A 21066-nucleotide genomic window follows, 5' to 3' on the forward strand; every position below is an offset into this window, starting at 1 on the left:
ACGTGTGAGCCACGAACGGCCCACACGGTTGTGCCGAGTGGCGGAACGGAGCGCCCCCGGCAGCGTCAGTGAGGGAGCAAGCATGGCCACCCGTGCCGTCGTACGCGACAGGGCCGATCGGACTCGCACCGCCCGCCCGACCAACCTCGAAGCCGACCGCGACCTGGTCGGCATGTACCTCGACGAGATCGCCAGGACGCCCCTGCTCGATGCCGCGGAGGAGGTCGAGCTGTCCCTGCGGATCGAGGCCGGGGTCTTCGCCCAGCACCTGCTCGACGAGGAGGAGTCCCTCGACGGCGTCAGCACCGAGGAGCTGCGGGCGATAGCGGACGACGCCGAGCGCGCCAAGGACGTCTTCATCCGTTCGAACCTGCGCCTGGTCGTCGCCGTCGCCCGCCGCTACCCGCGCAGCGGCCTCCCGCTGCTCGACCTGATCCAGGAGGGCAACGCCGGCCTGGTCCGCGCGGTGGAGAAGTTCGACTACTCCAAGGGCTTCAAGTTCTCCACCTACGCGACGTGGTGGATCCGCCAGGCGATCACCCGCTCCATCGCCGACCAGTCCCGCACCATCCGCCTCCCCGTCCACCTGGTCGAGGAGCTGGGCCGGATCCGCCGGGTCCAGCGGGAGAAGGCCAAGGAGCTGGGCCGCGAGCCCGAGCCCGCCGAGATCGCCGCCGAGCTGGACAGCACGGAGCAGCGGGTCAAGGACGTCCTGGACTGGGCCCGCGACCCGGTCAGCCTCAACATGTCGGTCGACGACGAGGGCGAGACCCAGTTCGGCGACCTGGTGGAGGACACCGGCGCGGTCTCCCCGGAGGACGCGGTCATGGTGATGCTGCGCCGCGAGGAGCTGGACGACCTGATCGGCCGCCTCGACGACCGCACCGCCTCGATCATCCGCAGCCGCTACGGGATGGAGGACGGCCGCGAGCGGACGCTGACCGAGGTCGGCAAGCAGCACGGCCTCACCCGCGAGCGGATCCGCCAGATCGAGAAGCACGCCCTCGCCGAGCTGAAGAAGATCGCCGACCACGCGGGCTTCGAGGCCGCGTAGCACCCGGGCCGTCGGGGCCCGCGCCGGTCCTACAGTGGAGGCATGACCTCCCCGGACGAACAGCAGCCCGAGCCCCGACCCGCGTCCGAGCCCCGGCCCGAGCCCGCTCCCCGGCGCCGACTGGTCTTCAAGGACCCGTTCGAGCAGCAGACCTCCGACGACACCGACCGCGGTTGGGGCGACGCCTCGGGGGAGCGGGGGCTCGACTGGTACCGCAGCCAGCGGCCCCCGCACCACGGGGAGAAGTAGCGGGGGAGCGGGGATCAGCCGCGGCGCACCAGCGCGTCGCGGATCTCGGTGAGCAGTTGGACCTCCATCTCCTCGGCCTCCAGGGCTTCCTCCTCCGCGGTCTTGCGCTTCCGCAGGTAGTGGTTCATCGGCAGGATCAGCAGGAAGTAGACGACGGCCGCGGTGATCAGGAAGGTGAGCGCGGCACTGAGCACCGAGCCCCAGAGGATGTAGACGCCCGAGGTGACGTTCCCCGCGGCGTCCATCTCGCAGGGGCCCTTGAGGCAGGACTTGTAGGCGGACAGGTCCTTGGTGCCGAACACGCCGACCAGCGGGTTGATCACGCCCTTGACGAACGCGTTGATGACGGTGGTGAAGGCCGCGCCGATGACGACGGCGACGGCCAGGTCCACCACGTTTCCGCGGAGCAGGAATTCCTTGAAGCCTTTCATGCCGCGTCGAACGGCGGACGCCCCCTGAGGTCACGGGTGAATCCGGCGTCAACGGGTTGACGCCGGCGGGCAGCCGACCGCCCCGGCGGGGGCCCGGCCGGGCGGCGGCGGAGCGCCCCGCGGCGGGCCGCAGAGCAGCGCGGCCGCCAGCACCAGGCACCCTGCGGCGAACCGGCCCGGGCGCCGGCGCAGCGCGCCGCGCAAGCGGTGGCGGCAGGGCGCGGTGCCGCGGATCGGCGGGAAATCGGGCACTTCGCGGCGCGGCGGGACGAGCGCGGCGGGCAGCGGGGGCAGTACGGAGGAGGTCACGGCAGCGGGCCTTCCGACGGTTCTCCACGGCCCCGGACGGGGTCGCGACCGCCATCCTGCGCCCGCCCGCCGGAGCCCGGCCGCGGACTTCCCCAGCCTGTGGAAAACCCGGCCCTGTGGAAAACCCCCTTCACCCGCGGGGGTGAACCGCTGGGCCGTCCGGCCCCCCGCCCGTGACCCGCCCCCGCCCGCCGTCCGGAGGAACCCGCGTAACCCGCCCCGGAGCGCGGCGGAACCCGCCCCGGAACGGCACGGAGCCCCCGCCCGGCAACGGCCGGACGGGGGCTCCGCGGGGAAGCGGGGTCAGCTCGCGGTGGACGCGGAGCCGGAGGAGCTGCTGGAGCCGCTGGTCGAGGACGACGGGGTCGAGGACCCCGTCGAGGTCGAGGAGGACGAGGCCGTCGAGGAGGACGAACCGCTCACCGAGCTGCTGGAGCTGGAGCGGCTGTCGGTGCGGTAGAAGCCGGAGCCCTTGAAGACCACGCCCACGGCCGAGAAGACCTTGCGCAGCTTCCCCTGGCAGTCGGGGCACGTGGTCAGCGCGTCGTCGCTGAACTTCTGCACCGCCTCGAGGCCGTTGCCGCACTCGGTGCACTGGTACTGGTACGTGGGCACTTTCCGCTTCCTCCTGCACTCCCCCTGGCACTCTCACGCTATGAGTGCTAACGACGGTCCATGATGCGGCATTCCGCTGGTGGAGTCCAGCGGCTCAGCCGCGGCGGGCCGCGCCGACCGCCTCCTCGCGGGCGACGCCGCCCCGTGCCACGGTACGGGGCGCGGGCGCCGGGGAGAGCAGCAGGCGGCGCATCGTGACGAGCGCCACCAGGCCGAGGCCGGAGCCGGCGAGCGCGACGGTGAAGCCGAGCGAGGGCCCGGAGCGGTCGATCAACTGCCCGGCGGCGGTGGAGCCGAGCGCCAGGCCCAGGCCGATCGAGCCGGTCAGCCAGGTGAACGCCTCGGTCTTGGCGCCGTCCGCGACCAGGGTCTCCACCAGGGTGAAGCCGGTGATCAGGGTGGGCGCGATGGCCAGGCCGCAGAACAGGCCCGCCACGGTCAGCGCGACCAGGTTGGGCATCGCCCACAGCGTGGAGCAGCCGAGCACCAGCAGCGCGTAGCAGACCACCATCCGCCGCCGGGCGCTGCTGCGCCACGGGACGAGCCCGTAGAGCACGCCCGCCACCATCGAGCCGGTCGCGAACAGGCCGTAGACCAGGCCGCTGAGCCCGCCGGAGCCGGCGTCCTCGGCGAAGGCGGTGATCGAGACCTGCAGGGTGCCGAAGACGGTGCCCAGGCCGAGGAAGGCCCCGGCCAGCAGGCGCACGCCGGGGGAGGAGAGCGCGGAGGCGCGCCGGACGCCCGGGGCGGCGGGGCCGGTGGGCGCGGGCGCGGTGTCCCGGCGGGCGGCGAAGGCCAGGCCGCCGAGCAGGGTGAGGGTGGCCTCGGCGGTGAGCCCGGCGGCCGGGTCGACCAGGGTGGCGATGCCGGTGGCCAGCATCGGGCCGATCACGAAGGTGAACTCGTCGGTGACGGACTCGAAGGCGAAGGCGGTGTTCATCAGGGCGGGCCGCTCGGCCAGCCGGTGCACCCAGCGGGCCCGGACCATCGCGCCGACCTGCGGCACCGAGGCGCCGGCCGGGGCGGCGGCCAGGAACAGCGTCCAGTCGGGGGCGTCGGAGCGGGCCAGCACGATCAGCGCGGCGACCGCGCAGGCGTGCACGAGCACGGCGGGCACCAGGACGGCGGCCTGGCCGTGGCGGTCGGCGAGCCGGCCGGTCTGCGGGCCGACCAGGGCCTGGGAGACGGCGGCGGCCGCGGCGACCGCGCCGGCCAGGCCGTAGGAGTCGGTGGTGTCGTGCACCAGCAGCACGATGCCCAGGCTGAGCATGGCGTACGGGAGCCGGGCGACCAGGGCGGGGAGCAGGAAGGTCCAGGCGCGGGGGGTGCGCAGCAGCGCGCCGTAGCCGGTGCCGTGGGGGGTGGTGTCGTCGACCGGTCGGCGAGCCGCCACGGTCGGTCCTCTCTGCTGCCTGGTAGCGCCGCGCGGGTGGGACCGGCCGGGCGCCGAGGGTCGTCCTCTCGCGCGCCGACCGGGGCCGTCGCGCCGACTCTGCATCAGGCAGATGTGGAAAATCCGGGTTGATCAGAATGTACAAGCGTATATCAGGGCGTTTCGCCTTCGGTTCAAGCGTTCAGCCGGTCTTCTTCCTGGGGTTGGAAGGCCGGGTGCCGGTCGGCGGTGCCTCCGCGTTGTGCAGCCACCCGGCGAGCTTGCCGCCGCGGTCGACGGCGCGCAGCCGGCGCTCGGCGGCCCCGGAGACCTCGTCGGTGGTGACCACCAGCAGTTCGTCGCCCTCGCGCAGCACGGTCATCTTGTCCGGGACGAAGCTGGAGCCCTCGCGGACCACCAGGGTGACGGCGGCGCCGGTGGGCAGGCGCAGCTCGGAGACCTCGACGCCGGACATCCGGGAGCCGGGGGCGAGCTGGACGGAGAGCAGGTGGCCGTGCAGCTTCTCCAGCGGCGCGGACTCGATGCCGAGGTCCTGTCCGATGTCGCCCTCGCCGATCTTCAGCCACTTGGCGACCAGCGGCAGGGTCGGGCCCTGGAGCAGGGTGAAGACCACGACCAGGACGAAGACCACGTTGAACAGCTGCTGGGCGTCGGTCGCGCCGGTCACCAGCGGGATGGTGGCGAGCACGATCGGCACCGCGCCGCGCAGCCCGGCCCAGGACAGCAGCGCCTGCTCCTGCCAGGGCACCCGGAACGGCGTCATGGTCAGCAGCACCGACAGCGGCCGGGCGACGAACACCAGCACCGTGCCGGCCACCAGTCCGGGCACCACCGCCGAGCCCATGCTGGCGGGCGTGACCAGCAGGCCGAGCAGCACGAACATGCCGATCTGCCCGATCCAGGCCAGCCCGTCCGCGAAGCCGCGCACCGCCGGGCCGTGCGGCAGCTTGGAGTTCCCGAGGATCACCGAGGCGATGTACGCGGCCAGGAAGCCGGAGGCGTGCAGCAGCGCGCCGCCCGCGTAGGCGAGCACGATCAGCGCCAGCACCGCGATCGGGTACAGGCCGGAGGAGGGCAGCGCGACCCGGCGCACCGCGTAGGCGCCGAGCTTGCCGACCGCGTAGCCGACGGCCGCGCCGATCGCCAGCTCGACGACGATGGTGCCGACCAGCACGTACCAGGGGTCGAGCTCGCCGGTGCCGGCGAAGGCGACCACCAGGATCACCACGGGCGCGTCGTTGAAGCCGGACTCGGCCTCCAGCAGGCCGGTCAGCCGCTGCGGCAGCGGCACCATCCGCAGCACCGAGAAGACCGCCGCGGCGTCGGTGGAGGAGACGATCGCGCCGAGCAGCAGCGCGGTGCGCCACTCCAGGCCGACCAGCCAGTGCGCGCCGGCGGCGGTGACGAAGACCGAGACCGCGACGCCCAGGGTGGCCAGCACGGCGGCGGCCGGGACCACCGGCTTGATGGCCCGCCAGCTGGTCTTGAGCCCGCCCTCGGCGAGGATGACCACCAGGGCGGCGTAGCCCATCACCTGGGTGAGTTCGGCGTTGTTGAAGCTTATGCCGATGCCGTTCTGGCCGAGGGCGACGCCGATGCCGAGGTAGATCAGCAGCGAGGGCAGCCCCGAGCGGGTGGAGATCCGCACCGCCACCACGGCGAACAGCAGGATCACGGCGGACTCGAGCAGCAGGGTGTTCAGGTGGTCAACGGTCACGCAGGGGCACCTCGGGCAGGGAGGGGGCGACTGACGGATCGTTACCCATCCTAACATTTTACTTGATCTTTACGCTAGCCCCTGCACCCGTCCCCGCCCGGTAAGGTCCTGCGGAGCGTCGAACCGCCGCCGGTGTCCCCCGTGCACGGCCGCCGGGACGCTCGCCCTAATGTGGTGACCTGTCACGGTCGCACGCTCCCTCATACAAGGACTCGGATGCCCCGCTCGAAGAAGTTCCGGCGCGCACGTCTGATCATGATCCTGCTCGCCGTGCTGCTGATCGCGGGTCTGATCGGCGGCGGCTGGTGGGCGGTGGACACCGTCCGCTCCTCCTTCCCGCAGGTGAGCGGCAGCGTCAAGGTGGCCGGCATGTCCGCCCCGGTGGACGTGGTCCGCGACGACAAGGGCATCCCGCAGCTGTACGCCGACACCGACGCCGACCTGTTCCGGGCCCAGGGCTACGTCCAGGCCCAGGACCGGTTCTGGGAGATGGACGTCCGCCGGCACATCACCGCCGGCCGGCTCTCCGAGATGTTCGGCTCCTCCTCGGTCGAGAACGACACCTTCCTGCGCACCATGGGCTGGCGCCAGGTGGCCCAGAAGGAGTGGGACACCGTCCTGTCCGAGGACACCAAGCGCAACCTGACCGCCTACACCGAGGGCGTCAACGCCTGGCTCGACGAGCACCCCGGCGGCGCCGGCGCCTCGCTGGAGTACGCGCTGCTCGGCACCGTCAACTCCGGCTACCAGCCCGAGAAGTGGGACCCGGTCGACTCCGTCGCCTGGCTCAAGGCGATGGCCTGGAGCCTGTCCGGCAACATGCAGGAGGAGATCGACCGCTCGCTGCTCACCCAGGACTTCAGCACCGAGCAGATCGAGCAGCTCTACCCCGAGTACCCGTACGACCGCAACGGCACCATCGTCAAGACCGGCAAGCTCTCCGCCGACGGCACCTACACCCCCGGCGAGGGCACCACGGTGCCCCCGGTGACCGGCTCCGCCGCCCCCGCCGCCAGCGCCCAGGCCCGGGCCGCCACCCAGGCCCTGGTCGGCGACCTGTCCGACAAGGTGTCCGCGCTGCCGCAGCTGCTCGGCCCGCAGGGGCAGGGCATCGGCTCCAACTCCTGGGTGGTGTCCGGCACCAACACCACCACCGGCAAGCCGATGCTGGCCAACGACCCGCACCTCGGCCCCGGCATGCCGTCCATCTGGTACCAGATGGGCCTGCACTGCCGCGCCGTCTCGCCGACCTGCGCCTACGACACCGCCGGCTACACCTTCGCGGGCATGCCCGGCGTGGTCATCGGCCACAACAAGGACATCGCCTGGGGCTTCACCAACCTCGGCGCCGACGTCACCGACCTGTACCTGGAGAAGGTCACCGGCCCGGACACCTACCTCCTCGACGGCAAGGACGTGAAGTTCACCGTCCGCAAGGAGACCATCAAGGTGGCCGGCGGCGACGACCGCACCATCACCGTCCGCACCACCCAGGACGGCATGCCGCTGATCTCCGACCAGTCCTCCGAGGACCAGAAGGTCGGCCAGTACGCCCCCGCCGGCAACGCCGCCCCCGACCGGGCGGCCGGCTACGGCGTCGCGCTGCGCTGGACCGCGCTCGTCCCCGGCAACACCATGGACGCCGTCTTCGAACTCGACCGGGCCACCGACTTCGCCTCCTTCCGGGCCGCCGCCAAGGACTTCGCCGTCCCCGCGCAGAACCTGCTGTACGCCGACACCAAGGGCAACATCGGCTACCAGGCCCCCGGCCTGATCCCGGTCCGCGGCAAGGGCGACGGCCGCTACCCCGCCCCCGGCTGGGAGTCCGCGTACGCCTGGAAGACCGCCTACCTGCCGTTCAAGTCGCTGCCCTACGCGTACAACCCGCCGGAGGGCTACATCGTCACGGCCAACCAGGCCGTCGTCGACCAGAACTACAAGCCGCTGCTCACCACCGACTGGGAGTACGGCACCCGCGCCAAGGAGATCACCGACCAGATCCAGGGCAAGCTGAAGAACGGCGGCAAGATCTCGCTGGACGACATGCAGTCCATCCAGCTCGACAACACCAGCGTGATGGCCCAGGAACTCGTCCCGCTGCTGCTCAAGGTCAAGATCGACGACCCCTACGTGCGCGAGGCCCAGGACCTCCTCAAGGACTGGAACTACCACCAGGACGCCGACTCCGCGGCCGCCGCCTACTACAACGGCGTCTGGCGGGCCCTGCTCACCCTCTCCTTCGGCCAGAAGTTCCCCGCCGACCTCCGGGTCGAGGGCGACTGCCTGCTGGTGCGCCAGAAGCGCGACAACACCCTGCCCGACGACGCGCTCGGCGGCGCCGCGCAGGCCGTCACCGAGTGCGGCACCCGCAAGCCCTCGCAGGCCCAGCCGGACGGCGGCGACCGCTGGATGGAGGTCGTCCGCCAGCAGCTCACCGACCCGAAGTCGCCCTGGTGGGACTACATCGACTCCGACCACCAGCAGCAGCACGGCCTCGACAACCTGCTCGCCGAAGCGCTCAAGGACGCCCGCCAGGACCTCACCTCGCGCCTCAGCAAGGACATCTCCACCTGGAGCTGGGGCCGCCTGCACCAGCTCACCCTGCAGGAGCCCACCCTCGGCAGCGACGACTCCTCGATCGCCTCCGGCCTGGTCCACAAGCTCCTCAACCGCGGCCCCTACAAGCTCTCCGGCGGCAGCGCCGCCGTCGACGCCACCGGCTGGAACGCCGCCGCCGGCTACGACGTCGACTGGATCCCCTCCATGCGGATGGTCGTCGACCTCAGCGACTTCGACTCCTCCCGCTGGATCAACGTCGGCGGCGCCTCCGGCCACGCCTTCCACCCCAACTACAACGACCAGACCTCCCTCTGGGCCTCCGGCCAACTCCTGCCCTGGGCCTACACCAAGGACGCGGTCACCAAGGCCGGCAAGAACACCCTGACCCTCACCAACTGAAAGCTTTCGGCACGCGAAGGGGGAACAAACCAGGGGCTCGGGGAACGGCGAGTCCGTGCTGCTGGTGGCCGGAGCCCATCGGAGGTTCGTGCTGCTGCGTGTCTTTAAGAGAACCAGAAGCAGATGCGCTGGGCGGCAGTGAACCGTCAGCAGACCGGGGCTCGCCGTCCCCCGAGCCCCCGGGGTCAGAAGCGCGTCACGCCCTCCGGGGTCACCACCGCGTGCACCGGCAGGTCGTGCGGTTCGGCCGGCACCGCGGGGAGGACCTCGGTCGGGTAGAGGAGCGTCGCCAGCAGGGGCCGCGCGCCCTCGCGGGCCAGGCGGGCCAGGACGCGGTCGTAGGAGCCGCCGCCGCGGCCGAGCCGGACGCCGTGCCGGTCCACGGCCAGGCCGGGGAGCAGGACGACGTCCGCGCCGAGGACGGCGTCCGGGCCGAGCCGGGGGGCGGTGGGTTCGAGCAGGCCGAGGGCGGCGGGGGCGAGGTGCTCGTCGTCCTCGTACGGGGCCCAGTCCAGGTCGTTGTCGGGCAGCAGCACCGGCAGCAGCACCCGGACGCCCGCGCCGGCGAGGGCGCGCAGCAGCGGGCGGGTGCCAGGTTCCGCGCCGACCGAGACGTACGCGGCGACGGTGCCGCCCGGCGGCACCAGCGCGGTGGCGCGCCGGGCCAGGGCTCCGGCCGCGGCGGCGCGCTCCGGGGCGCCGAGCGCCCGTCGTTCGGCGAGCAGCCGTGACCTCAGCGCCGTCTTGTCGTTGGACAACCGATCCGCAGTCACCGTTCGATTCCCTTCAGCTCCGTCACGTGCACTGACACGAGCCTGACACGCCGAGGCCGCCGCATGTCCACCCCGTTCCTGCTCCAGGCCGTGGCCGCGTTCGGCGCGGCCGTTCCGGCCGCCGCCGGCGTCCTCGCGCTGCGCCGTCGCAGGTGCCGGGCCGAGCACGGCGCCCGGGAGTCGGAACTTCTGGCGAAGATCGCGGAACTGACGGAGGAACGCGACGAGCTGGTGCGCACCGCCTCCTGCGACCCGCTGACCGGGGTGTGGAACTACCGGCACCTCCAGCTGACCCTGGACCGCGAGATCGAACGCGCCCGCCGGGCCGAGGCCACCGCGATCGACCCCCGCCCGCTGTCGGTGCTGCTGGTGGAGGTGGCGGGCTTCGACGCGGTGGTCGCCGAGCACGGCCGGGCCCGCGCCAACGCGATGCTCCGGGACCTCGCCCAGCGGCTGGCGATGGAGATCCGCGGCTGTGACACGCTGGGGCGATACGGCGGGGAGGACTTCCTGGTCCTGCTGCCGGACACCGGCCCGGAGGGCGCCGCGCAGGTCGCCGAGCGGCTCTGCTGGTCGGTGCGCCGCCACCGCCTGACCGACCGTCACCCCGGTGAGAGCGCCGACCCGGGCGAGCGCAGCGGCCTGACCGCCTCCGTCGGCCTGGCCGTGCAGCCCCGGGACGGCGCCCACGCGGCCCTGCTGCTGCGGGCCGCGGACCGGGCGCTGGCCGCCGCCCGGGCCGCCGGCGGGGACTGCTGGCGCTCCACCGAGCAGCTCCCGGCCGAGTTGGCCGGTCCGGGCGCCGCACCGTCGGCGGGTAGGGTGTCTTCCGGCCCCGGCGGGGCCTCCCTCACCCCGCACGCGACCACCGTCGGTCCGGGCCCGATCGGTGACAGGCCCTAATCATCGATTCACTCCGCTCTCAGCCGAGTGGAACGCCCGCCTTAGTAAGGTCGACGCATGACGAACAAGCACGCCCGCCAGCCGGTCACCAAGGCAGTCGTCCCGGCCGCCGGTCTCGGCACCAGGTTCCTCCCCGCCACGAAGGCCACGCCGAAGGAGATGCTGCCGGTCGTCGACAAGCCGGCCATCCAGTACGTCGTGGAGGAGGCTTCCGCCGCGGGCCTGTCCGACATACTGATGGTCACCGGACGCAACAAGCGTGCTCTGGAGGACCACTTCGACCGGGCCTACGAGCTGGAGGAACTGCTCAGCCGCAAGGGCGACCAGGAGCGGCTGCGCCGGGTGCAGGAGTCCGTGCAGCTCGCCAGCATGCACTACGTCCGCCAGGGCGACCCCAAGGGCCTCGGCCACGCCGTCTCGGTCGCCGAACAGCACGTCGCGGGACAGCCGTTCGCCGTCCTGCTGGGCGACGACCTGATCGACCCGCGCGACCCGCTGCTGGCCCGGATGATCGAGGTGCAGCAGGAACTCGGCGGCTCCGTCGTCGCGTTGATGGAGGTCGACCCCGCGCAGATCCACCTGTACGGCTGCGCCGCCGTCAAGGCCACCGACTTCGGCCCGGACGTCTTCCAGGTCACCGACCTGGTGGAGAAGCCCGACACCGCCGACGCCCCCTCCAACTACGCCGTCATCGGCCGCTACGTCCTCGACCCGGCGGTCTTCGACGTGCTGCGCGAGACCCCGCCCGGCCGCGGCGGCGAGATCCAGCTGACCGACGCGCTGCGCGAACTGGCCACCCGCGGCGAGGCCGACGGCGGCCCGGTGCACGGCGTGCTGTTCAAGGGCCGCCGCTACGACACCGGCGACCGGGCCGACTACCTGCGGGCGATCGTCCGGCTGGCCGCCGAACGCGACGACCTCGGCCCCGAGTTCCGCGGCTGGCTGCGGGAGTTCGTCGCCACCGAGATGCAGGACTGACCCACCAGCGAAGGAGCGTGAGGCGATGACCGGGAAGCACGACCCCTGCTGCGAGGGGGCCGGCTCCCCGGCCTCGCCGCGCCTGTGGACCGTCGACGAGCACCTCGCCGACGTCCTCGCCGCGGTCGCCCCGCTGCCGCCCATCGAACTGCAACTGCTGGACGCCCAGGGCTGCCGGCTCGCCGAGGACGTGCGGGCCGGCGCCGACCTGCCGCCCTTCGACAACAGCTCGATGGACGGCTACGCGCTGCGCACCGCCGACACCGTGCGCGCCACCGGGCAGTACCCGTCGGTGCTCGCCGTGGTCGGCGACATCGCGGCCGGCGCCGCCGAACTGCCCAAGGTGGGCCCCGGCCAGGCCGCCCGGATCATGACCGGCGCCCCCGTCCCGCCCGGCGCCGAGGCGGTCGCCCCGGTCGAGTGGACCGACGGCGGCACCGGCACCGGGCTGGCCGCCGACGCGATGGGCGCCCCCGTCGCGGACGAGGAGGTCCGGGTGCTGCGCCCGGTCGCCGAGGGCGCGCACATCCGCCGCCGGGGCAGCGACGTCACCGCGGGCGACACCGTGCTGGAGGCCGGCACCGTGCTCGGCCCCACCCAGCTCGGCCTGCTCGCCGCGATCGGCCGCGGCACCGTCCGGGTCGCCCCCCGCCCCCGGGTGGTGGTGCTCTCCACCGGCAGCGAGCTCGTCCAGCCCGGCGAGCCGGCCGGGCCGGGCCGGATCCACGACTCCAACTCCTTCACCCTGACCGCCGCCGCGATCGCGGCCGGCGCCGTCGCCTTCCGGGTCGGCGGCGTCCCCGACGAGGCCGAGACGCTGCGCGCCGTGCTGGAGGACCAGCTCGGCCGGGCCGACCTGATCGTCACCAGCGGCGGCGTCTCGGTCGGCGCGTACGACGTGGTCAAGGAGGTGTTCGCCGACTACGGCGGCGTCGACTTCCGGCGGCTGCGGATGCAGCCCGGCAAGCCGCAGGGCTTCGGCCGGGTCGGCGCGGGCCCCGGCGTGCCGCTGCTCGCGCTGCCCGGCAACCCGGTCAGCGCGTACATCTCCTTCGAGCTGTTCGTCCGCCCGGTGATCCGCACCATGCTCGGCGCCCCCGACGTGCACCGCCCGGTGGTGCGGGCGGCGACCACCGCCGCGCTGCGCTCCCCGGCCGGGCGGCGGCAGTTCCTGCGCGGCCGGTACCACCCGGCGGACGGCACCGTCTCCCCGGTCGGCGGCGAGGGTTCGCACCTGGTCGGTGCGCTGGCCCGGGCCGACTGCCTGATCACGGTGCCCGAGGACGCGACCGCGCTGCCCGCCGGGAGCGCCGTCGATGTGGTCCTTCTCACGGACTGACCGGGGCGGGGTTGTACGGTAGCGCGAGATTCGCACCGTGCCACTGGAGCCCACTCGTGACCGACACACCCCCCGGCGACCGCCTCACCCACGTCGACCACACCGGCGCCGCCCGGATGGTCGACGTCTCCGAGAAGGCCGCCACCACCCGGGTCGCGGTGGCGGCCGGCCGCGTCCGGGTCGCCCCCCGGGTGGTCGAACTGCTGCGCGGCGAGGGCGTTCCCAAGGGCGACGCCCTCGCGGTGGCCCGGATCGCCGGGATCATGGGCGCCAAGCGGACGCCCGAGCTGATCCCGCTCTGCCACCCCATCGCGCTCACCGGCACCACCGTCGAACTGGCCGTCACCGACACCGCCGTCGAGATCACCGCCACCGTCCGCACCGCCGACCGCACCGGCGTCGAGATGGAGGCGCTGACCGCCGTCGCCACCGCCGCGCTCACCGTCATCGACATGGTCAAGGCCGTCGACAAGGCCGCCGCGATCGAGGACGTCCGGGTGCTCAGCAAGACCGGCGGCAAGAGCGGCGACTGGCACCGGGAGGAGGCCAAGTGAGGGCGCTCGCCGTCACCGTCTCCAACCGGGCCGCGGCCGGCGTGTACGAGGACCGGGGCGGCCCGCTGCTGGTCGCCGGACTGCGCGCGATGGGCTTCGAGACCGACGGCCCGCAGGTCGTCCCGGACGGCGAACCGGTCGAGGCGGCGCTGCGCGCGGCCGTCGCCGCCGGGTACGACGTGGTGCTCACCACCGGCGGCACCGGCATCTCCCCGCAGGACCTCACGCCCGAGATGACCGCCCGGGTGATCGACCGGCAGGTCCCCGGCATCCCCGAGGCGATCCGCGCGCACGGCCGGGAGCAGGTGCCCACCTCGGCGCTCTCCCGCGGCCTGGCCGGCCTGGCCGGACGCACCCTGGTCGTCAACCTGCCCGGCTCCACCGGCGGCGTCCGCGACGGCCTGGCCGTGCTCGCCCCGCTGCTGCCGCACGCCGTCGACCAGTTGGCCGGCGGCGACCACCCGCGACCCGCGGGCGGTGCGCACTGAACGCGCCCTGGCCGGTCGAACTGGCCGAGGGGGACGTGGTGCTGCGGCCGATCCGCCGCCGCGACCAGGCCGAGTGGCAGGAGGTCAGCCGCCGCAACCGGGACTGGCTGCGCCGCTGGGAGGCCACCGTCCCGCCCGCCCCGGCCGGCCGGGCCCCGCTGCCCCGGCCCACCTACCGGCAGATGGTCCGCTACCTGCGGGCCGAGGCCGGCGCGGGCCGGATGCTGCCCTTCGTGGTGCTCCACCGGGGCCGCCTGGTGGGCCAGTTGACGGTCGGCGGGATCACCTGGGGCTCGATGTGCTCCGCCAACGTCGGCTACTGGGTGGACGAGGCGGTGGCCGGCCGCGGCATCATGCCCACCGCCGTGGCGCTCGCCGTCGACCACTGCTTCCGGGACCTGGGCCTGCACCGGATCGAGGTGTGCATCCGCCCCGAGAACCGGCCCAGCCGCCGGGTGGTGGAGAAGCTCGGCTTCCGCGCGGAGGGGATGCGCCCCCGCTACCTGCACATCGACGGCGACTGGCGCGACCACCTGGTGTACGCGCTGACCGCCGAGGAGGCCACCGACGGGCTGCTGCGGCGCTGGCAGGAACTCAGGAACCGACCGCCGCAAGAGAATTGAATGTGTGTTCGAATGTAGATATCGATATGGCATCGGAGTCGTGTCGAGCCGTCACAAATACCGGCAAAATAGTCTGAGAATCAGCTTGATCACACGACACGCCGCGCCAAATTGCTGCAGCGCCTTCGCCCGCGCCCGTACCGTGTGAAACGTGAGCAGTAGCGGCCTTATCTACGCGGTCATCGTAGGGGCCTGGGCTGCCTATCTGGTGCCGATGTGGCTCCGCAGGCAGGACGAGCTCAACGAGTCGCGTCCGACGGAACGCTTCAGTACCGCGATCCGCCTGCTGGCCGGTCGATCGGCCATGGAGCGGCGCGCGGCCCGGGCCCTCGGCGACCAGACCGACGACCAGCAGCACCCCGCCGGGGGCGACCCGGACGGGGCCCTCGCCGATTCCGCGGACGACCCCGCGGACGGCCCCGCCGCCGACCCGGCGGTCGACCCCGCGGACGTGGCCACCCGGCCCACCGCCTGGGAGGACGCCGAGCCGGCCCCGCGGCCCGACCCCGCGTCGGCCCCGTCCCAGCCGAAGCCCGCCGAGGGCCGGGGCGAACGGGAGCGCGAGCGGGAGTGGGAGCACGGGGACCGGCGCTCGGCCGAGCGGCGGGCCCGGCTGCTCGCCCGGCGGCGGCGGATGGTCACCATGCTGTTCCTCGCCTTCGCGCTCGGCGCCGTGGTCGCCGCGGTGGCCGGTTTCGCCTTCCTCTGGGTGCCCGTCGTCCCCGGCGTGCTGCTCACCCTCTACATCGGCCACCTGCGCCGACTGGAACGGCAGCGCTACGAGGTCAAGTTCGACCGGGGCCGGGCCGCGCAGGCCGCCGAGCGGCTGCGCGAGCGCGAGCGCGAACGGGCCGCCCGCCCGTCCGGGCCGTCGTCCGCCCAGTCGTCCGCGGCCCGCCCCGCACCCGCCGCCGACCCGGTCGGCGCCGACCCGGCCACCACCCGGGCGACCGTCCTGGCCGAGGCCACCGAGCACGAGGAGTGGGCCGACGGCGTCCGCGCCCGCGCCGCCGCCGGGCCGGACTCCTGGGAGCCCGTCCCCGTCCCGCTGCCCACCTACGTCACCGCCCCCGTGGCCCCCCGCACCACCCGGGGCCTCGACCTCTCGGCCCCCGGCACCTGGGACTCCGGCCGCCCCGCCACCCCGCTCTTCGACCAGTACGGCGAGCCCGGCCAGGCCGCCCAGCCGCCCGCCGCGGACTGGGGCAGCCGCCCCCGCGCCGCCAACGAGTGACCACCCGCCCCACCCGTTCCACCCGCCCCGCCCCGGCCGCAACGCCCCACCCGCGCCGGGGCGTTCGCGTGCCCGGACGGCGGCCGTCCGGGTGGCAACGACCATGGTCACGAGTACCCGCGCAGAGGTGATAGAGTTCTTTCTTGTTGGGGCTGTGGCGCAGTCCGGTAGCGCACCTCGTTCGCATCGAGGGGGTCAGGGGTTCGAATCCCCTCAGCTCCACCAACAGAAATCCCGCCCGGGAAACCGGGCGGGATTTCTCGCATTCCGGGGCCATCGCACGACGGACCCCGCGCGGGCGGGGTTCCGGGAGATTCCGGCACCGGACGGCTGACGGCCGGCCGGCGGCTCAGTCCTCCAGGGCCGCGATCGCCTCGGCCAGCCACCGCTTCTCCTCGGCGCCCCTCGCGCGGGCGATGCGCAACATGCCCTGCCGGAAGAGGTCCGGCGCCTCCTCGGCCCGCACCGGTTCGCCGTCGCGGTAGAAGAAGCTCGCCGGGGTGTCGAGGAAGACCTGCCGGCGGCGGAGGACGGCGACCTGCTCCGCCCGGTCCGGGAGGTGCCGCAGGAACGAGAGCAGCGTGAAGAAGCGCTGCCCGTCGGTGATCTCGACCTCCTTGGGCCGCCGGAGCCGGTCCTCCAGCTCGGCGCGGCCCGCCCCGGTGAGGGAGAGGATCCGCCGGGGCGCCGCGCCGCTGCCGGGCTCGGTGCGCTGCTCGACCAGCCCCGCCTTCACCAGCCGGGTGATCGCCGGGTAGAGCGCGCCGTCACTGACCGGGCGGATGTGGCCGCTGAGGCCCTGGATCCGGGCCTTCAACTCGTACCCGTGCAAGGGCTCCTCGCGGAGGAACCCCAGAATCGACAGCTCCAGCACGCGGCCGCACCCCTTCCCGTCCCTGTCCCCGTTCCCGGGTCCGTCCCCGTTCCCGTTCCCGGGCCCGTCCGGACGCTTGCCCGTTCGGTGCGACCCATGCTACCTCTTTTCGCGGTACCTCGAATCGAGGTAACGCAGAGGGAGGGGCGCGGCCATGGGAGCAACGCAGCACCGGCGCGAACTGGTGTCGCTGGCGTACCCGGTCTACCTGGAACTGCTCGCGGGCGTCACGGCCGGGATCATCAACATGCTCTGGGTGGCCAGGCTCGGCGGGCCCGCCGTCGCCGCCGTGGCCGTCGCCACCAACCTGGAGAACCTGCTGCTCGGCGTCATCCTGGTCGCCGGATCGGGCACCACCGTGCTGGTCGCGCGGGCCAGGGGAGCCGAGGACCCGGCGGCACTGCGCTCCGCCGTCCGCGGCGGCCTGGTGCTGTGGGCGATCGTCACGCCGGTCGTCGCACTGGGCGGGTACCTGGTCCGCGAGCCGCTCGCCCGACTCGTGCTCGGCGGCGGTGGCGGCTCGCTGACCCGCACCGTCGACTACCTCTCCATCGCGCTGCCCGGGATCGCGGTGTTCTTCGCGACCAACGTCATCGACGGCGTCCTCAAGGGCACGGGCGACACCCGCACCCCGATGAGGCTCGCCGTGCTCGCCAACGGACTGATCCTCGCCCTGGACCCGCTGCTCATCCTCGGCTTCGGCCTCGGCGTCCGGGGCGCCGCGACCGCCACCGTCCTCGGCCGGACGGCCGCGCTGGCCTGCGGACTCGTCGCACTGCGCCGCAACGCCGTCCTGCGTCGGGCCGCGAGCGCGCCGTCGTCCCGGACGGGGACACCGGGTGCCGACGCCCGCCGGGTCGCCGCGACGGGCCTGCCCATGTCGGCCGACTTCGTCGTCCGGATGACGGGTGCGCTCGCCCTGGTCGGCCTGGTCGCCCGGATCGGGGTCGACGAAGTCGCCGCCTACGGAATCGCCACCAAGGCCGTGTACGTCGCCACCATGGCCTTCTACGCGGTGCGCCAGGCCGCCGCGATCCACACCTCCCACCTGCTCGGCACCGGCCGCGACGAACGCCGGTCCGTCGGACGGCAGGCCCTGCTCCTCGGCGGGACGCTGGGGCTCACGGCCGCCCTGACCCTGCTCGCCGCCGGACCGTGGATCATGCGGGCCTTCGGCAGCGAGGGCGCGGTAGCCGAGGCCGGCACCCTCTACCTGCGCTGCCTGGGCCCGTACCTGGTCCTGCTCGCCTGCTTCATCGCCCTGGGCGGAGTCTTCGAAGGCAGCGGCGGCAGCCCCGCCCTCGCCCGGATCACCACCTGCGGGGTGATCCTCCAACTCGCCCTCGCCCACGCCCTGTCGGGGTCAGGACTACCCGGCATCTGCACCGCGATGGCGGCCTCCACGGCCCTCCAGTGCGCGGCCGTCACCAGGATGCACCGCCGCGCGACGCCCCGACCGGCGGACCGAACACCCCCGGGTCCGCCGCCCCACCTGCTCCGAACCGCGGGGGAGTGCGGTCGCGACCACGGCCGGGCCGCCCCGGGCCACCCGGCAGGGCGCCTCAACCACCGTGCTGGGAAGGAAAATTGACGGCCGGTCGATGAACCGCGGCCGTACCGTCCGGGCATGGACTGGAACGCCTGGCACGCCGGGCGCGACGACCCCGGTTCCTGGCGGGCCCGGCGGCGGATGGAGGAGACCGACCTGGTGCTCCGGATCGGTGAGTGGTTCGCGGCGGGGTTCGAGCAGCGCCGGCTCTCCCCGCCCGGGGTCGGCTACGGCGTGGGGGTGCACCGCTTCACCGGCAGGCCCGACGAACTGCGGCCCGAGCGGCCGGTGTTCGCGTTCGTCGGGTGCCGGGTGCCGGGTGCCGGGTGCCGGGTGCCGCGTCCCGACCTCTGGCCGGAGGGCCGAGGCCCGGCCCTCCGGGCCCGAACGGCGACCGGGCGGCGGACCCGGGTCAGCGGACGGTCTGGAGGTCGGCGTTCCGGCTGTTCATCCGGACCTTCAGCGTGGTGTACCCGGGCTTGCCGCCGGCGGCGTGCTCGCTCCAGTACTGGCAGGTGAAACCGGTGTCGGTCTCGAAGTCGTACGCCTTGGCCACCGGCATCTCCTGGCAGGCCAGCTTGCCCGCGCCCTCGTAGCCGGACTCCGGGCCGTACTGGTCGTACAGCTGGGCCTGGATCGTCTTGGCGACCAGCAGGCCCTTCTTCGGGGTCTTGGTGTACGAGATGATCATGCTGCCCTCCTTGTACGAGTCGCTGATCTTCACCTCGTACGGCACCTCGGCGCCCTCGAAGGTGGCCACGCACCGGCTGACCGCGCCCGCCTTCTGCGTGACGCCGTCCGGGCACTTCGCGGTGGTCTCGCCGGGCGTGCGGGCCTTCGACAGCAGGTCCTCGCGCAGCGCGAACTCGACCTTCTCGACCAGCGGCGCGCTGCGGTCGGGCGCCGGCGTCACCTTCAGCGCGTCACCGCTGTCGCCGCTGCGCAGGTACACGTCCGCCACCGGCCCGGTCACCGCCACCGGCAGCGCCGCACCGGCGTTCGAGGTGGGGGTGGGGCTGCCGGAGGAGGCGGTGGAAGCCGAGCCGAGGGCGGAGTCCGAGCCGGAACCCGCACCGGAGTCCGCGTCGGAGGAGCAGGCCGAGGTCAGCAGGACCGCCGCGAGGGCGCCGACGAGGAAGGTCTTGGAGAGCCGCATGGGCGAGGACCATACCGGCTCTTTGCCTTTCCTTTGAAGTAACGTCCGGGGAGCGGGAACGCGCGGTCGCCGCCCCCGGGTCAGCTGACCGGCTCGAACTGGAAGTTGGCCCCGTCCGCGATCACCTTGAGCGTGGTGTAGCCGGGCTTGCCGCCGGCGGCGCGCTCGCTCCAGTACTGGCAGGTGAAGCCGGTGTCGGAGCCGGAGGCGTAGACCGCGACGGCGGGCATCTCCTGGCAGGCCAGCTTGCTGGTGTCGGGGCGGCCGGAGTCCGGGCCGTAGTCCCGGTACAGCTCGGCCTGGACGGCCTTGGCGACCACCAGGGCCTTCATCGGGCTCATGGTGTACGAGACCAGCGACTGGTCCGGGCTGTAGGCGTCGCTGATCTGCACGTTGTACGGCACCGTGACGCCTTCGTAGACGACGTCGCACGGGCTGCCCGTGCTCGGCTTCAGGATGATGCCGCTCGGGCACGTGGCGCTGGTGCTGCCCGGCACCAGGGCCCGGCCCAGCAGGTCCTCGCGCAGCTTGGCCTCGACCTGCTCCTCCAGCGGGGCGCTCTTGTCGGGCCGGGGCACCGACAGCGCGTCCCCGGCGCCTGGGTGGGGACCCTACTGGCCGGTGCCGTGGCGCAGGAGCCGTTTTCGGTATTTGAACTCCCATACCCGCCACCCGCCCCCGTGAACCGTCCGGTCGCGGGCTAGGGTCTGCCGCATGGCGAACGACCCCGGTTGGACCTGCACCTGCTGCGGTGAGCGGCACTCCGAACTGCCGATGGCCTACCACGCCGAGGCGCCCGCCTCCTGGGAGCCCGGGATGGCGGAGCGGGAGGACTGCGAGCTGACCTCCGACCAGTGCGTGGTCGGGGAGCACTCGTTCGTCCGGGGGCTGGTCGAGATCCCGGTGATCGGCGGCGACGAGGTGTTCGCCTGGGGCGTGTGGGTCTCGCTGAGCGAGCGGAACTTCGCGCGGGCGACCGAACTGTGGGAGCGGCCCGGGCGGGAGTCGGAGCCGGCCTACTTCGGCTGGCTGTCCACCGAACTGCCGCTGTACGCGCCGTCCACGATCAACCTGAAGACCATGCACCACACCCGGCCGGTCGGGCGGCGCCCGTACATCGAACTGGAGCCCACCAGCCACCCGCTGGCCGTCGAGCAGCGCACCGGGATCACCCTGGAACGGGTCCGGGAGATCGCCGAGGCGCTGCTGCACCCCGGGCGGGGCGGCGGGGTCAGGGGTGCAGGACGACCAGGCGGACGGTGGTGGCGTCGCCGTCCGGAGTCGTGACGGCGGTGCCGGACGGGGTGCCGAAGGTGAGCACCCGGTGCCCGGCGCCGATCGGGAACTCCCAGTCGACGTGGTCGCGGCGGCGCAGCGCCGCGGTGTCGCCCAGGGCGGCGTCCGGCGTGGTGGCGACCTCGGTGGCCTTCAGCGCGGCGAGGTAGTCGGCGGCGGCGCCGGACGGGGCGGTGAAGCGCAGGAACAGGACGTCCGGGCCGGACACCGAGTCGTCGTCGCTGTAGTAGCGCACCCCGGTCGCCCCGGCGGGCAGCGTGACGCCGTAGTAGCGCAGCAGGGAGGCCAGGTTGCGCGGCCCGCCCAGGTTGGCGCAGTCGTACTGCCGGTAGGCCCGGGCGTCGTGCGGGTGCATCGGCCAGCAGCCGCCCCACGCCTCGCGGGCGCCGATCAGCCCGCCGCCCAGGACGAGCAGTACGACCAGGACCCAGGTCAGCGGCCTGCGGTGCCAGGCGCGGACAGCGGACATGCCCAACCCCCCGGTGCGCCGCCCCTCCGGGCGGTGTTCCCCGGGATCATAGACCGCCCGAACACCGGCTCGGAGGACCGTCGGCGACTCCCGCGGCAGCGGTC

General features: G+C 73.5%; 22 protein-coding genes and 1 tRNA gene. 13 read left to right on the forward strand and 10 right to left on the reverse strand.

Annotation, left to right across the window (positions count from 1 at the left end; genetic code table 11):
- The first annotated feature begins 82 nt into the window (after positions 1–82).
- Together ABD345_RS21520 and ABD345_RS21525 are read left to right on the forward strand one after the other, a co-directional pair.
- Positions 83–1054 (forward strand): sigma-70 family RNA polymerase sigma factor, encoded by a 972-nt coding sequence (locus ABD345_RS21520; RefSeq protein ID WP_344554099.1) that lies wholly within the window; start codon positions 83–85, stop codon positions 1052–1054.
- 42 nt (positions 1055–1096) lie between these two features.
- The gene (locus ABD345_RS21525) at positions 1097–1303 is read left to right on the forward strand and encodes a hypothetical protein (protein WP_344554100.1); all 207 of its coding nucleotides are present in this window, start codon (positions 1097–1099) and stop codon (positions 1301–1303) included.
- A 14-nt stretch (positions 1304–1317) separates the two neighbouring features.
- Here the strand turns inward: ABD345_RS21525 and mscL are convergent, their stop codons facing one another.
- The 5 genes from mscL to ABD345_RS21550 form a co-directional block, all read right to left on the reverse strand.
- Positions 1318–1734: a large conductance mechanosensitive channel protein MscL gene (gene mscL, locus ABD345_RS21530; RefSeq protein WP_344554101.1), complete on the reverse strand. Its 417-nt coding sequence runs from the start codon at positions 1732–1734 to the stop codon at positions 1318–1320.
- Positions 1735–1782: 48 nt separating this feature from the next.
- Positions 1783–2043 carry a hypothetical protein gene (locus ABD345_RS21535; protein ID WP_344554102.1) on the reverse strand — a complete coding sequence of 87 codons (261 nt, stop codon included), beginning with the start codon at positions 2041–2043 and terminating at the stop codon, positions 1783–1785.
- Between the two features lie 303 nt (positions 2044–2346).
- Complete coding sequence (locus ABD345_RS21540; RefSeq protein WP_344554104.1) at positions 2347–2658, reverse strand: FmdB family zinc ribbon protein; 312 nt, start codon at positions 2656–2658, stop codon at positions 2347–2349.
- A 94-nt stretch (positions 2659–2752) separates the two neighbouring features.
- Entirely contained in the window at positions 2753–4051 is a 1299-nt protein-coding gene (locus tag ABD345_RS21545) for an MFS transporter (RefSeq protein ID WP_344554105.1), read from the reverse strand.
- Between the two features lie 181 nt (positions 4052–4232).
- Entirely contained in the window at positions 4233–5768 is a 1536-nt protein-coding gene (locus ABD345_RS21550) for a potassium/proton antiporter (RefSeq protein WP_344554106.1), read from the reverse strand.
- Between the two features lie 216 nt (positions 5769–5984).
- Here ABD345_RS21550 and ABD345_RS21555 point away from each other — a divergent pair, with 216 nt between their 5' ends.
- Positions 5985–8726: a penicillin acylase family protein gene (locus ABD345_RS21555; protein ID WP_344554108.1), complete on the forward strand. Its 2742-nt coding sequence runs from the start codon at positions 5985–5987 to the stop codon at positions 8724–8726.
- 185 nt (positions 8727–8911) lie between these two features.
- Here ABD345_RS21555 and ABD345_RS21560 read toward each other — a convergent pair whose 3' ends face one another.
- A complete protein-coding gene (locus ABD345_RS21560) occupies positions 8912–9499 on the reverse strand; it encodes a 5-formyltetrahydrofolate cyclo-ligase (RefSeq protein ID WP_344554109.1) in 588 nt (195 codons plus the stop codon).
- 63 nt (positions 9500–9562) lie between these two features.
- Here ABD345_RS21560 and ABD345_RS21565 point away from each other — a divergent pair, with 63 nt between their 5' ends.
- From ABD345_RS21565 to ABD345_RS21600, 8 genes are all read left to right on the forward strand, one after another.
- Positions 9563–10402: a GGDEF domain-containing protein gene (locus ABD345_RS21565; RefSeq protein WP_344554110.1), complete on the forward strand. Its 840-nt coding sequence runs from the start codon at positions 9563–9565 to the stop codon at positions 10400–10402.
- A gap of 57 nt (positions 10403–10459) precedes the next feature.
- Positions 10460–11380, forward strand: coding sequence for a UTP--glucose-1-phosphate uridylyltransferase GalU (gene galU / locus ABD345_RS21570; protein WP_344554112.1), 921 nt, complete (start codon positions 10460–10462; stop codon positions 11378–11380).
- A gap of 25 nt (positions 11381–11405) precedes the next feature.
- Positions 11406–12719 (forward strand): molybdotransferase-like divisome protein Glp, encoded by a 1314-nt coding sequence (gene glp, locus ABD345_RS21575; protein WP_344554114.1) that lies wholly within the window; start codon positions 11406–11408, stop codon positions 12717–12719.
- 116 nt (positions 12720–12835) lie between these two features.
- Complete coding sequence (moaC, locus tag ABD345_RS21580) at positions 12836–13273, forward strand: cyclic pyranopterin monophosphate synthase MoaC (protein WP_344554180.1); 438 nt, start codon at positions 12836–12838, stop codon at positions 13271–13273.
- Positions 13270–13761, forward strand: a complete 492-nt coding sequence (locus ABD345_RS21585) for a MogA/MoaB family molybdenum cofactor biosynthesis protein (RefSeq protein ID WP_344554115.1) — start codon at positions 13270–13272, stop codon at positions 13759–13761. Before moaC ends, ABD345_RS21585 begins: the two co-directional genes overlap by 4 nt.
- Positions 13758–14384: a GNAT family N-acetyltransferase gene (locus tag ABD345_RS21590; protein WP_344554182.1), complete on the forward strand. Its 627-nt coding sequence runs from the start codon at positions 13758–13760 to the stop codon at positions 14382–14384. Before ABD345_RS21585 ends, ABD345_RS21590 begins: the two co-directional genes overlap by 4 nt.
- A gap of 151 nt (positions 14385–14535) precedes the next feature.
- Positions 14536–15618 (forward strand): divisome protein SepX/GlpR, encoded by a 1083-nt coding sequence (gene sepX / locus ABD345_RS21595; protein WP_344554116.1) that lies wholly within the window; start codon positions 14536–14538, stop codon positions 15616–15618.
- Between the two features lie 148 nt (positions 15619–15766).
- Positions 15767–15843 (forward strand) — tRNA-Ala (locus ABD345_RS21600).
- 124 nt (positions 15844–15967) lie between these two features.
- Here the strand turns inward: ABD345_RS21600 and ABD345_RS21605 are convergent.
- Positions 15968–16492 (reverse strand): PadR family transcriptional regulator, encoded by a 525-nt coding sequence (locus ABD345_RS21605; protein ID WP_344554117.1) that lies wholly within the window; start codon positions 16490–16492, stop codon positions 15968–15970.
- A gap of 154 nt (positions 16493–16646) precedes the next feature.
- Here ABD345_RS21605 and ABD345_RS21610 point away from each other — a divergent pair, with 154 nt between their 5' ends.
- A complete protein-coding gene (locus tag ABD345_RS21610) occupies positions 16647–18083 on the forward strand; it encodes an MATE family efflux transporter (RefSeq protein WP_344554118.1) in 1437 nt (478 codons plus the stop codon).
- A gap of 370 nt (positions 18084–18453) precedes the next feature.
- On the opposite strand, the gene ABD345_RS21615 is transcribed toward ABD345_RS21610, so the two are convergent.
- Together ABD345_RS21615 and ABD345_RS21620 are read right to left on the reverse strand one after the other, a co-directional pair.
- The gene (locus ABD345_RS21615) at positions 18454–19197 is read right to left on the reverse strand and encodes a hypothetical protein (RefSeq protein WP_344554119.1); all 744 of its coding nucleotides are present in this window, start codon (positions 19195–19197) and stop codon (positions 18454–18456) included.
- An 80-nt stretch (positions 19198–19277) separates the two neighbouring features.
- The gene (locus tag ABD345_RS21620) at positions 19278–19775 is read right to left on the reverse strand and encodes a hypothetical protein (RefSeq protein WP_344554120.1); all 498 of its coding nucleotides are present in this window, start codon (positions 19773–19775) and stop codon (positions 19278–19280) included.
- A gap of 136 nt (positions 19776–19911) precedes the next feature.
- Here ABD345_RS21620 and ABD345_RS21625 point away from each other — a divergent pair, with 136 nt between their 5' ends.
- Positions 19912–20484 (forward strand): DUF2199 domain-containing protein, encoded by a 573-nt coding sequence (locus tag ABD345_RS21625; protein WP_344554121.1) that lies wholly within the window; start codon positions 19912–19914, stop codon positions 20482–20484.
- Here the strand turns inward: ABD345_RS21625 and ABD345_RS21630 are convergent.
- Positions 20429–20962: a hypothetical protein gene (locus tag ABD345_RS21630; protein WP_344554123.1), complete on the reverse strand. Its 534-nt coding sequence runs from the start codon at positions 20960–20962 to the stop codon at positions 20429–20431. The genes ABD345_RS21625 and ABD345_RS21630 overlap by 56 nt on opposite strands.
- Between the last annotated feature and the right edge of the window lie 104 nt (positions 20963–21066).

Origin of the sequence: Kitasatospora saccharophila (assembly GCF_039529925.1) — a bacterium.
GTDB lineage: Bacteria > Actinomycetota > Actinomycetes > Streptomycetales > Streptomycetaceae > Kitasatospora > Kitasatospora saccharophila.